Here is a 13,054-nt window from a genome sequence, read left to right as displayed (position 1 = left end):
CCCGGCACTTCGCAGTGATTCCCTTCGGTTGTCACCGCCCGGTGCCTGTGACCCACAATCTTCGCCGCAGTGAGGACTGCAGCCGGTTCAGCCGGCTGTTGGATTCCTGCGGAACGCAGGTGGGGCTGGATGCGGACGCCGCCAATCGCACGGCTATGTGGAACTCCGCCAGCCGTTTCATTTTATTCATGAGGAGAGTCGTCATGGCAGCACACTGCCAGGTGACCGGAGCCGAGCCGGGCTTTGGACACAGCATTTCGCACTCGCACCGCCGCAACAAGCGCCGGTTCGACCCGAACATCCAGAAGAAGCGCTACTGGGTTCCGTCCCTGCGCCGTAATGTCACCCTGCAGGTCTCTGCACGTGGCATCAAGACCATCGACGTACGCGGCATTGACGTAGTCGTCGCCGCCATCCTGGCACGAGGAGTGAAGCTCTAGTGGCAAAGGACAAGGACGTACGTCCGATCATTAAGCTCAAGTCGACCGCGGGCACGGGTTACACCTACGTGACGCGCAAGAACCGTCGTAACGACCCGGACCGTATGGTCCTGCGGAAGTACGATCCCAAAATCCGCCAGCACGTCGAATTCCGAGAGGAGCGCTAAACACATGGCTAAGAAGTCAATGATCGCTAAGAACGAACAGCGTAAAGTCATCGTCGAGCGTTACGCTGCAAAGCGCCTCGAACTGAAGAAGGCTCTGGTTGACCCCAACTCAACCGACGAAGCACGCGAAGCCGCACGCCTCGGCCTGCAGAAGCTGCCCCGCAACGCCTCGCCGGTTCGCCTGCGTAACCGCGACATCATCGACGGCCGCCCCCGCGGCACGTTCCAGAAGTTCGGTATCTCCCGTGTTCGCTTCCGCGACATGGCTCACCGCGGTGAGCTCCCGGGCATCACAAAGTCTTCCTGGTAATTCAGCACTCCTGAAGCCAGTGGCTTGAAGAAGGGCCGGCAACCTTATGGTTGCCGGCCCTTCTTGCGTTTAAGCGCTGGTGCGTACCCGGGCCGTCGGCCCTCGGCGCGCGCCGGCCGCCACGGGCGGGTGTCGCCACCTCCGGGTGCCGGCGCCCAGGCTTGCCGCAGTGACGGAGCCCACAGGAGCCACTTCCGACGCGGGACCGGGCCCTCCGCGCGCGGCGGCCCGTTGTGGCGCGGATTTCCGGGGGTTATGACGCCCGGAGGCGCCCGCGGGGGTCGATTTGTTCCGGGTCGGGTTCGTGTGTAAAGTAGTTCGAGTCGCCGCCGCTGAAGCGGAAAGATAGCGACCGACCCCCTGATAAACAGCCTGGAAAATGGCGCGGATATTTGCGCGCTGATGACGGGTGGGGGCCCTGTTCGTGGGATTGGAAATCGCGGAAACGCTGGTTTGCAAAGTGTCACGGACTCGGGTAAGTTTGAAAAGTTGCTCCGGAGCGATCCTGGACCGTTGGGTTTGGGTGGTGCCGGGTGTGTCTGTTGTTTGAGAACTCAATAGTGTGCCAAGTTTGTTGATACCAATTTATTGTATTGAATTGGTTGAATTGACTGGATCCGCCACCCCGTGGTGTGGTCTGGTTTTTACAGCTGGTTTCAAATTTTGTGCAGCTTTCACGTCCCGTTTTCCCGGGGGTGTTGGTTGTGTCTGTTTTTCTTCAACGGAGAGTTTGATCCTGGCTCAGGATGAACGCTGGCGGCGTGCTTAACACATGCAAGTCGAACGATGATCCCAGCTTGCTGGGGGATTAGTGGCGAACGGGTGAGTAACACGTGAGTAACCTGCCCTTAACTCTGGGATAAGCCTGGGAAACTGGGTCTAATACCGGATATGACTCCTCATCGCATGGTGGGGGGTGGAAAGCTTTATTGTGGTTTTGGATGGACTCGCGGCCTATCAGCTTGTTGGTGAGGTAATGGCTCACCAAGGCGACGACGGGTAGCCGGCCTGAGAGGGTGACCGGCCACACTGGGACTGAGACACGGCCCAGACTCCTACGGGAGGCAGCAGTGGGGAATATTGCACAATGGGCGCAAGCCTGATGCAGCGACGCCGCGTGAGGGATGACGGCCTTCGGGTTGTAAACCTCTTTCAGTAGGGAAGAAGCGAAAGTGACGGTACCTGCAGAAGAAGCGCCGGCTAACTACGTGCCAGCAGCCGCGGTAATACGTAGGGCGCAAGCGTTATCCGGAATTATTGGGCGTAAAGAGCTCGTAGGCGGTTTGTCGCGTCTGCCGTGAAAGTCCGGGGCTCAACTCCGGATCTGCGGTGGGTACGGGCAGACTAGAGTGATGTAGGGGAGACTGGAATTCCTGGTGTAGCGGTGAAATGCGCAGATATCAGGAGGAACACCGATGGCGAAGGCAGGTCTCTGGGCATTAACTGACGCTGAGGAGCGAAAGCATGGGGAGCGAACAGGATTAGATACCCTGGTAGTCCATGCCGTAAACGTTGGGCACTAGGTGTGGGGGACATTCCACGTTTTCCGCGCCGTAGCTAACGCATTAAGTGCCCCGCCTGGGGAGTACGGCCGCAAGGCTAAAACTCAAAGGAATTGACGGGGGCCCGCACAAGCGGCGGAGCATGCGGATTAATTCGATGCAACGCGAAGAACCTTACCAAGGCTTGACATGGACCGGACCGGGCTGGAAACAGTCCTTCCCCTTTGGGGCCGGTTCACAGGTGGTGCATGGTTGTCGTCAGCTCGTGTCGTGAGATGTTGGGTTAAGTCCCGCAACGAGCGCAACCCTCGTTCCATGTTGCCAGCGCGTAATGGCGGGGACTCATGGGAGACTGCCGGGGTCAACTCGGAGGAAGGTGGGGACGACGTCAAATCATCATGCCCCTTATGTCTTGGGCTTCACGCATGCTACAATGGCCGGTACAAAGGGTTGCGATACTGTGAGGTGGAGCTAATCCCAAAAAGCCGGTCTCAGTTCGGATTGGGGTCTGCAACTCGACCCCATGAAGTCGGAGTCGCTAGTAATCGCAGATCAGCAACGCTGCGGTGAATACGTTCCCGGGCCTTGTACACACCGCCCGTCAAGTCACGAAAGTTGGTAACACCCGAAGCCGGTGGCCTAACCCCTTGTGGGAGGGAGCTGTCGAAGGTGGGACTGGCGATTGGGACTAAGTCGTAACAAGGTAGCCGTACCGGAAGGTGCGGCTGGATCACCTCCTTTCTAAGGAGCACCTACAACTTCCCTGCCGGGCGTTATGCCTGTGTGGTGGTGTTGTCAGGAGTACGCCCGTTGCGCAGACGATTGTTCTGCGGCGGGTGCTCACGGGTGGAATATCAGCAAATAGCGGCCGCATGGTTTTGTCCTTGCCCAGTACGGATGTGCTGCTCTCTTGTGGAGCAGGGTGTCCTGGAACGGCGGGGGCGGGGTTGGTGCGGTTTAGTGTTTGGCACACTGTTGGGTCCTGAGACAACAGGACCATGGCCTGCGCGTTCTTCTCCTTTTGGGGGTTGGGGGTGCGGGGTGTGGGACTTGTGTTTCTGGTTTCCCGGCTGCAGCGAACATGCACTGATCGGTCCTTTCGGGGGTTGGGGTGTGTGGGGTGTGTGGTATGGGGTTGTTGTTTGAGAACTACATAGTGGACGCGAGCATCTTTTATAAGAAGCAATTTCCAAGAATATGAACCTGGATCTGGCTGCGCGTGATGGTGTCACCCTTGGGTGGTGTTGTTGGGTGTGGTTGGTTTCTGTGGTTCTCTCGAAATTACTCCTTGATCTTTTGTGGTCAAGTTTTTAAGAGCACACGGTGGATGCCTTGGCATTAGGAGCCGAAGAAGGACGTAGGAATCTGCGATAAGCCTGGGGGAGTCGATAACCGGACTGTGATCCCAGGGTGTCCGAATGGGGAAACCCCGCCAGACGCGCGAGTGATCTGGTGACCCGCATCTGAACACATAGGGTGCGTGGAGGGAACGCGGGGAAGTGAAACATCTCAGTACCCGCAGGAAGAGAAAACAATAGTGATTCCGTTAGTAGTGGCGAGCGAACGCGGATCAGGCTAAACCGTTCCATGTGTGATAGCCGGCGGGCGTTGCATGGTCGGGGTTGTGGGACTTTCCGTTCTGTCTCTGCCGGGACAGTGGGGTGAGAGCATGTGCATAGGTGAACGGTCTTGAAAGGCCGGCCAGAGAGGGTGTGAGCCCCGTAACCGAAATGTAGTGTGCCGCCTGGGAAGTATCCCAAGTAGCACGGGGCCCGAGAAATCCCGTGCGAATCTGTCAGGACCACCTGATAAGCCTAAATACTCCCTAATGACCGATAGCGGACCAGTACCGTGAGGGAAAGGTGAAAAGTACCCCGGGAGGGGAGTGAAACAGTACCTGAAACCGTGTGCTTACAATCCGTCGGAGCAGCCTTGTAGCTGTGACGGCGTGCCTTTTGAAGAATGAGCCTGCGAGTTAGTGTTACGTCGCGAGGTTAACCCGTGTGGGGAAGCCGTAGCGAAAGCGAGTCTGAACAGGGCGTTGCAGTGGCGTGATCTAGACCCGAAGCGAAGTGATCTACCCATGGCCAGGTTGAAGCGACGGTAAGACGTCGTGGAGGACCGAACCCACTTCAGTTGAAAATGGAGGGGATGAGCTGTGGGTAGGGGTGAAAGGCCAATCAAACTTCGTGATAGCTGGTTCTCCCCGAAATGCATTTAGGTGCAGCGTTGCGTGTTTCTTACCGGAGGTAGAGCTACTGGATGGCTAATGGGCCCTACAAGGTTACTGACGTCAGCCAAACTCCGAATGCCGGTAAGTGAGAGCGCAGCAGTGAGACTGTGGGGGATAAGCTTCATAGTCGAGAGGGAAACAGCCCAGACCACCAACTAAGGCCCCTAAGCGTGTGCTAAGTGGGAAAGGATGTGGAGTTGCGAAGACAACCAGGAGGTTGGCTTAGAAGCAGCCATCCTTAAAAGAGTGCGTAATAGCTCACTGGTCAAGTGATTCCGCGCCGACAATGTAGCGGGGCTCAAGTACACCGCCGAAGTTGTGGCATTCAGATATTAGCTAAGCCCTTGTGGTTCAGGCGTCTGGATGGGTAGGGGAGCGTCGTGTGGGCAGTGAAGTCGCGGTGTAAACCAGCGGTGGAGCCTACACGAGTGAGAATGCAGGCATGAGTAGCGAAAGACGGGTGAGAAACCCGTCCGCCGAATGATCAAGGGTTCCAGGGTCAAGCTAATCTGCCCTGGGTAAGTCGGGACCTAAGGCGAGGCCGACAGGCGTAGTCGATGGACAACGGGTTGATATTCCCGTACCGGCGAAAAACCGCCCATGCTGAACAGGGGATACTAACCGCCCGAGACCTGCCCGACACCCCTTGTGGGTGAAGGGTTTTGGTGGAGCGCGGGACCGAAACCTGGGAGGCAAGCGTATTAACAGGTGTGACGCAGGAAGGTAGCCGAGCCGGGCGATGGTTGTCCCGGTCTAAGGATGTAGGGCGAACGGTAGGCAAATCCGCCGTTCATGATGCCTGAGACCCGACGGGACCCCCGTATGGGGGGATTCGGTGATCCTATGCTGCCTAGAAAAGCATCGACGCGAGGTTTTAGCCGCCCGTACCCCAAACCGACACAGGTGATCAGGTAGAGAATACTAAGGCGATCGAGAGAATTATGGTTAAGGAACTCGGCAAAATGCCCCCGTAACTTCGGGAGAAGGGGGGCCCCTATCGTGATGGACACTTGCTGTCCGGAGCGTGCAGGGGCCGCAGAGACCAGGGGGAAGCGACTGTTTACTAAAAACACAGGTCCGTGCGAAGTCGCAAGACGATGTATACGGACTGACTCCTGCCCGGTGCTGGAAGGTTAAGAGGACCGGTTAGCCGCAAGGCGAAGCTGAGAATTTAAGCCCCAGTAAACGGCGGTGGTAACTATAACCATCCTAAGGTAGCGAAATTCCTTGTCGGGTAAGTTCCGACCTGCACGAATGGAGTAACGACTTCCCCGCTGTCTCAACCATAAACTCGGCGAAATTGCAGTACGAGTAAAGATGCTCGTTACGCGCAGCAGGACGGAAAGACCCCGAGACCTTTACTATAGTTTGGTATTGGTGTTCGGAGTGGCTTGTGTAGGATAGGTGGGAGACGTTGAAGCCCGGACGCCAGTTCGGGTGGAGTCATCGTTGAAATACCACTCTGGTCACTTTGGACATCTAACTTCGGCCCGTAATCCGGGTCAGGGACAGTGCCTGATGGGTAGTTTAACTGGGGCGGTTGCCTCCTAAAAAGTAACGGAGGCGCCCAAAGGTTCCCTCAGCCTGGTTGGCAATCAGGTGTCGAGTGTAAGTGCACAAGGGAGCTTGACTGTGAGAGAGACATCTCGAGCAGGGACGAAAGTCGGGACTAGTGATCCGGCGGTACATTGTGGAATGGCCGTCGCTCAACGGATAAAAGGTACCTCGGGGATAACAGGCTGATCTTGCCCAAGAGTCCATATCGACGGCATGGTTTGGCACCTCGATGTCGGCTCGTCGCATCCTGGGGCTGGAGTAGGTCCCAAGGGTTGGGCTGTTCGCCCATTAAAGCGGTACGCGAGCTGGGTTTAGAACGTCGTGAGACAGTTCGGTCCCTATCCGCTGCGCGCGCAGGAAATTTGAGAAGGGCTGTCCTTAGTACGAGAGGACCGGGACGGACGAACCTCTGGTGTGTCAGTTGTACTGCCAAGTGCACCGCTGATTAGCTACGTTCGGATGGGATAACCGCTGAAAGCATCTAAGCGGGAAGCTCGCTTCGAGATGAGATTTCCATACACCTTGTGTGTGAGAGGCCCCCAGCCAGACCACTGGGTTGATAGGCCGGATGTGGAAGCGAGGACTAACGACTCGTGAAGCTGACCGGTACTAATAGGCCGATAACTTACACCACACACTCTTCTTCGTGAACGGATTCAAAAGACGTTCACACCAGCGGAGGAGTACAAAGAAACAAGACTGCTTGCGTCCACTATGTGGTTCCCAAACAACAAACCCGCCACGGGCACGTTGTTGAGGAACCAAAACTGAATAACAACACCACACTGCCCGCAGGGGCAGGATGTTGTAACCACAGATTTCCCACCCAGGGGTCCTTCACAGAACCCGGGGTGCGGAGCAAGGGTTACGGCGGTCATAGCGTGGGGGAAACGCCCGGTCCCATTCCGAACCCGGAAGCTAAGACCCACAGCGCCGATGGTACTGCACCCGGGAGGGTGTGGGAGAGTAGGTCACCGCCGGACAACCATTACAGCCAGGCCCCGACACCACGTGTCGGGGCCTGAGCTCTTTAACACCCCACACGCACCGCTGCCGGGAGCGAACACCGGACCCTCCCGCACAACCGGCGCCCAAAATGAGAACCCTCCCGCAGATCCTGCCGGTAAGCCAACAACGCTCCCGCAGTACTGACGCCAATGATCGCGACGCTCCCGCAGATCCTGCCGGTAAGCCAACAACGCTCCCGCAGTACTGACGCCAATGATCGCGACGCTCCCGCAGATCCTGCCGGTAAGCCAACAACGCTCCCGCAGATCCCGCCGGCAAGCAAACAACCCTCCCGCAGAACTGACGCGGATCGGATCGACCCTCCCGCACAACCGGCATTCAATGAAGGAGCGCTGTCGGAGACTAAAACTCCCGTACGCCCTACAGACGATGGCCGCCGTCACGCAGCAATTGCCGGGGCGTCGGCGTTAGGGCGGCCAAAAGTGCGGGAGCGTCGGGCTGAAGCCGGTCAAAAGTGCGGGAGCGTCGGGCTGGAGCCGGCCACAAGTGCGGGAGCGTCCTGGGGAAGAGTGTCAAAACTGCGGGAGGGTTGGGGAGGGGCGTGCCACGCCGGTGGGCGGCGGCATTCGAGTGGGCCGAGACGATCGCGGTCGCTTGCCGCTGCTCGCAGGAGACTCGGAAGCTCCAGCACGACCCGGCCAGCCGACGAAGGCAAGCTCACCCGACTCGAGCCGGGCGGGGAGCCGAGAGGAAGTGTGCGTATTCCCCAACCGATCCAATGCCGTCGGCCGGTCAGCGCGGAAATTTCCGGCTATGCAGCCACGCGAGGAGTTCTATGGCGAGTCCTCCGACGGCGCCGGCAACCAGTGCCGGGAGCAGGAGCTCGGATGGCGGCCAGGAGAGGATGAAGAAGTCCTGCGCGAGAGGGAGGTTGAACAAAGCAACAAGGGCCACGCACATGGCGCCCAACACCCCAACCCGGCCGGCGTTGAGCGGCCGGGAGACCACGGCAAGGATCCAGAGCCCCACGATAGAAAGCGTGAGGACGGAGGCGGAACGAACAGCGTCCGGCGCCGGCTCGGGGACCATGGCGGTAGTCGCGATCGCGTTGAGCACGAGCAGCGAGCCCGCGACGACGAGCCCCGCCGGCACGGAGAACCAGAGGGCACGCCGGAGGAATCCAGGTTTGTACCGCCGGGTGTTCGGCATCAGTGCCAGGAAGAACGCAGGGATTCCGATCGTCAGGCCGTCGGTAAAGGACAGCTGCCGGGGGAGGAACGGAAACTGCCACTGCAGCAGCCCGAAACTGACGGCTATGGCAATCGAATATGCTGTCTTGCTGAGGAAGAGGCTGGACACGCGTTCTATGTTGGCGATCACTCGCCGACCCTCCGCCAGCACTTCCGGAAGCCGGTCGAAGCGGCCATCGAGGAGGACCAGACGTGCCACCGCCTTCGTGGCCGGCGCCGCGGAATCCATGGCTATGCCCAAGTCGGCCGTCTTGAGGGCCAGAGCGTCGTTGACCCCGTCGCCGGTCATGGCCACGGTGTGCCCGCGTCGCTGAAGGGCGGCAACCATGTCCTTCTTCTGATCGGGGCTGACTCGGCCAAACACAGTGTTGGCCTCCATCACTTGCTCGAGCAGCAGGGGGTCCTCAGGCAAGGAGCGCGCGTCAAAGCCCTCGCTGACCTCGAGGCCAACGCGCCGCGCAATGGCAGCGACAGTCCGCGGATCATCCCCGGAAATAATCTTCAACTCAACGCCCTCGGCGCGGAAGAACTCCAGGGTTTCGCGGGCGTCCGTGCGGGGTTGTTCCCGGAACGTCAAGAGGGCGACGGGCCGGAGTCCGTCCGGCAGTGTGGCCGTCTTGCCGGACCCCGGCAGCCCGTCCGCCCCGGCCAAGAGCAATGTCCGAAGACCGGCGCCGGCCAGCTCGCCGGCTTGTGCCAGGACGCCGGCGTGGTCGGAGTCCAGCGCCCGGGACGTAGCGGCGGCGGCGGAACCCGCTTCCGGCCGGAATGCCGGCAGCGGCGGAGTGCGGTCTCCCGGAGCAAGGATCATTTCCGGCGCGCCCAGAATCCACGTGGGGGTGGACCCGTTGCTCCCGCCAAAGGTCACTCCGCTCCACTTTCGGGAGGAGGAGAACGGAACGTACGAGATTGACTGGAATCCGCCGTCGTCCTCAAACGCAGTGCCGAGGCTCCGTGCGGTCGTGTTCGCCTCGGGTTCGGAGGCGAACCAGCCGAGGGCCTGCTGCCAGCCCGGATCGGGCGCGCCGGTCAGCTGGTGGACCGCGTCGAACCTGAGTCCTCCCTCGGTTAGGGTGCCGGTTTTGTCCATGCACAGGACGTCAACGCGTGCGAGCCCTTCGACGGCCGCGAGCTCCTGGATCAACACCTTGTGGCCGGCGAGCCTGAGGCCCCCGACGGCGAACGCGACGCTGGTCAGCAAGACGAGACCCAACGGCACCATGGCGATGACGCTGGCGATGACGCCGACCAAAGCTTCCGCCCAAGTGCCGGTGGCGATCGCGTCCTGCCAGCCGCCCCGTGCCTGCAGCTCGCCGTTCACCACAAGGACTGCGACCGGCAGGATGGCCCAGGCAATCCAGCGGAGCACCCGGTTGAGGCTGTTGCGGATCTCAGAATTGACGAGCGAGAACCTTCGGGCATCAGCCGTGAGACGGCTGGCGAACGACTCGGCACCTACGCGCACCACCCGCGCCTTGCCGTGGCCAGCCACAATGATGGAACCCGACAGCACGTCCGATCCGGTGTCCTTGTCAACGGGATCCGATTCGCCGGTGAGAAGGGACTCATCGGCTTCAAGGCCCGCGGCTTCGAGCACTGCAGCGTCCGCCGTCACCTGGTCGCCGGCGCGCAGGACCAGGACATCGTCGCGGACGACGTCGGCGGTTGCGATTTCCTGAATCTGGCCCTCGCGCAGCACCCGGGCACGCGGGGCGTCCAGTACAGCGAGGCGGTCCAGGGACCTTTTGGCGCGGAATTCCTGGACCACGCCGATTACCGCGTTTCCCAGGGCCGCGAGCCCGAAGAGTGCATCCTGCCAGCGGCCCAGCAGCAGCAACACGAGGAAGCTCGTGCCGACGATTGCGTTGAAGAGCGTCAGGACGTTGGCGCGGAAGATCTGCCACAGGCTCCGGCTCGTCTTGTCCGGGACCCGGTTGTCGAGCCCGCTTTCGATGCGGGCGGTGACGTCGTGTTGCGAAAGCCCGTTCACAGCCGGCCCGGACACACGCCGATGGGACGGGACTGCTAACTGGCGCCGGCCGTGTGCCCTCACCCCCTGATGGTATCCGCAGTGGCGGTACAAAGTTATGGGGCTTACAGCCCCTCGCGACGGCGGCTTCGCTGGTGGTCTCGCGCTCCCGGCGGTGGTGAGGGGCCATGGATGCTGGTTTGCGGGCAGTTTCAGGGTCGGCTGCACCGCCCCCGGCGCAGTTCCGGAGCAGGTTTGCGGTTACGGCCGACTGGGTGTATTGTTTTCTAAGTCGCCACGAGGGAGAACAGCGGAAACGCTGAAGGACCGGAGGCGGCCAATCCCCCAAAAAATTCAAAACCAGGTTCTTTCGGCGCTTCAATCGCTAAGGAATATTGGTGGGGCTGGTTCGTCTGCTGATGTTGGTCCGGGAAGTCGGATTTGCTTCGGAAGTCGAGACCGGGTAAGTTTGAAAAGTTGCTCCGGAGCGATCCTTGACCGTTGGGTTTGGGTGGTGCCGGGTGTGTCTGTTGTTTGAGAACTCAATAGTGTGCCAAGTTTGTTGATACCAATTGTTTTATTGATTGGTTGTTTTGGCTGTGTTGTCCACCCCGTGGATGGCATGGTTTTTACAGCTGGTTTCAAATTTTGTGCAGCCGGGTCTCCGCGTTTTCCCGTGGTTCCTGGTTGTGTCTGTTTTTCTTCAACGGAGAGTTTGATCCTGGCTCAGGATGAACGCTGGCGGCGTGCTTAACACATGCAAGTCGAACGATGATCCGGTGCTTGCACCGGGGATTAGTGGCGAACGGGTGAGTAACACGTGAGTAACCTGCCCTTAACTCTGGGATAAGCCTGGGAAACTGGGTCTAATACCGGATATGACTCCTCATCGCATGGTGGGGGGTGGAAAGCTTTATTGTGGTTTTGGATGGACTCGCGGCCTATCAGCTTGTTGGTGAGGTAATGGCTCACCAAGGCGACGACGGGTAGCCGGCCTGAGAGGGTGACCGGCCACACTGGGACTGAGACACGGCCCAGACTCCTACGGGAGGCAGCAGTGGGGAATATTGCACAATGGGCGCAAGCCTGATGCAGCGACGCCGCGTGAGGGATGACGGCCTTCGGGTTGTAAACCTCTTTCAGTAGGGAAGAAGCGAAAGTGACGGTACCTGCAGAAGAAGCGCCGGCTAACTACGTGCCAGCAGCCGCGGTAATACGTAGGGCGCAAGCGTTATCCGGAATTATTGGGCGTAAAGAGCTCGTAGGCGGTTTGTCGCGTCTGCCGTGAAAGTCCGGGGCTCAACTCCGGATCTGCGGTGGGTACGGGCAGACTAGAGTGATGTAGGGGAGACTGGAATTCCTGGTGTAGCGGTGAAATGCGCAGATATCAGGAGGAACACCGATGGCGAAGGCAGGTCTCTGGGCATTAACTGACGCTGAGGAGCGAAAGCATGGGGAGCGAACAGGATTAGATACCCTGGTAGTCCATGCCGTAAACGTTGGGCACTAGGTGTGGGGGACATTCCACGTTTTCCGCGCCGTAGCTAACGCATTAAGTGCCCCGCCTGGGGAGTACGGCCGCAAGGCTAAAACTCAAAGGAATTGACGGGGGCCCGCACAAGCGGCGGAGCATGCGGATTAATTCGATGCAACGCGAAGAACCTTACCAAGGCTTGACATGGACCGGACCGGGCTGGAAACAGTCCTTCCCCTTTGGGGCCGGTTCACAGGTGGTGCATGGTTGTCGTCAGCTCGTGTCGTGAGATGTTGGGTTAAGTCCCGCAACGAGCGCAACCCTCGTTCCATGTTGCCAGCGCGTAATGGCGGGGACTCATGGGAGACTGCCGGGGTCAACTCGGAGGAAGGTGGGGACGACGTCAAATCATCATGCCCCTTATGTCTTGGGCTTCACGCATGCTACAATGGCCGGTACAAAGGGTTGCGATACTGTGAGGTGGAGCTAATCCCAAAAAGCCGGTCTCAGTTCGGATTGGGGTCTGCAACTCGACCCCATGAAGTCGGAGTCGCTAGTAATCGCAGATCAGCAACGCTGCGGTGAATACGTTCCCGGGCCTTGTACACACCGCCCGTCAAGTCACGAAAGTTGGTAACACCCGAAGCCGGTGGCCTAACCCCTTGTGGGAGGGAGCTGTCGAAGGTGGGACTGGCGATTGGGACTAAGTCGTAACAAGGTAGCCGTACCGGAAGGTGCGGCTGGATCACCTCCTTTCTAAGGAGCACCTACAACAACCCTGCCGGGCGTTATGCCTGTGTGGTGGTGTTGTCAGGAGTACGCCCGTTGCGCAGACGATTGTTCTGCGGCGGGTGCTCACGGGTGGAATATCAGCAAATAGCGGCCGCATGGTTTTGTCCTTGCCCAGTACGGATGTGCTGCTCTCTTGTGGAGCAGGGTGTCCTGGAACGGCGGGGGCGGGGCTGGTGCGGTTTAGTGTTTGGCACACTGTTGGGTCCTGAGACAACAGGACCATGGCCTGTGGCCTGGGTGTCTTCCTTTTCGGAGGGTGTCCGGGGTGCGGGGTGTGGGACTTGTGTTTCTGGTTTCCCGGCTGCAGCGAACATGCACTGATCGGTCCTTTCGGGGGTTGGGGTGTGTGGGGTGTGTGGTATGGGGTTGTTGTTTGAGAACTACATAGTGG

4 protein-coding genes and 4 rRNA genes are annotated in these 13,054 nt (G+C 59.5%); 7 read left to right on the top strand and 1 reads right to left on the bottom strand.

The genetic code is table 11. The features are described from left to right. Positions 1-203: 203 nt before the first annotated feature. From rpmB to rrf, 6 genes are all read left to right on the top strand, one after another. Positions 204-440: a 50S ribosomal protein L28 gene (gene rpmB / locus AC1MED_RS17435; protein ID WP_011693744.1), complete on the top strand. Its 237-nt coding sequence runs from the start codon at positions 204-206 to the stop codon at positions 438-440. Continuing rightward, complete coding sequence (gene rpmG, locus AC1MED_RS17430) at positions 440-607, top strand: 50S ribosomal protein L33 (RefSeq protein WP_056737121.1); 168 nt, start codon at positions 440-442, stop codon at positions 605-607. The genes rpmB and rpmG overlap by 1 nt, the downstream gene beginning before the upstream one ends. A gap of 4 nt (positions 608-611) precedes the next feature. Next, positions 612-917, top strand: a complete 306-nt coding sequence (rpsN, locus tag AC1MED_RS17425) for a 30S ribosomal protein S14 (protein WP_043485315.1) — start codon at positions 612-614, stop codon at positions 915-917. A gap of 718 nt (positions 918-1,635) precedes the next feature. Next, a 16S ribosomal RNA gene (locus AC1MED_RS17420) occupies positions 1,636-3,160 on the top strand. A 559-nt stretch (positions 3,161-3,719) separates the two neighbouring features. After that, positions 3,720-6,843 (top strand): 23S ribosomal RNA (locus AC1MED_RS17415). A 232-nt stretch (positions 6,844-7,075) separates the two neighbouring features. Next, positions 7,076-7,192, top strand: a 5S ribosomal RNA gene (gene rrf, locus AC1MED_RS17410). The 16S, 23S and 5S rRNA genes sit together here, the layout of an rRNA operon. Positions 7,193-7,970: 778 nt before the next feature. On the opposite strand, the gene AC1MED_RS17405 is transcribed toward rrf, so the two are convergent. Next, positions 7,971-10,418, bottom strand: a complete 2,448-nt coding sequence (locus tag AC1MED_RS17405) for an HAD-IC family P-type ATPase (RefSeq protein WP_479784678.1) — start codon at positions 10,416-10,418, stop codon at positions 7,971-7,973. A gap of 682 nt (positions 10,419-11,100) precedes the next feature. On the opposite strand from AC1MED_RS17405, the gene AC1MED_RS17400 reads away from it, so the two are divergent. Then, a 16S ribosomal RNA gene (locus AC1MED_RS17400) occupies positions 11,101-12,627 on the top strand. Positions 12,628-13,054: the final 427 nt, after the last annotated feature.

It is taken from the genome of Arthrobacter sp. BI5 (assembly GCF_056680065.1).
Note: the sequence above shows the minus strand (reverse complement) of the source record. Positions and strands in the feature narration are given on the sequence as shown.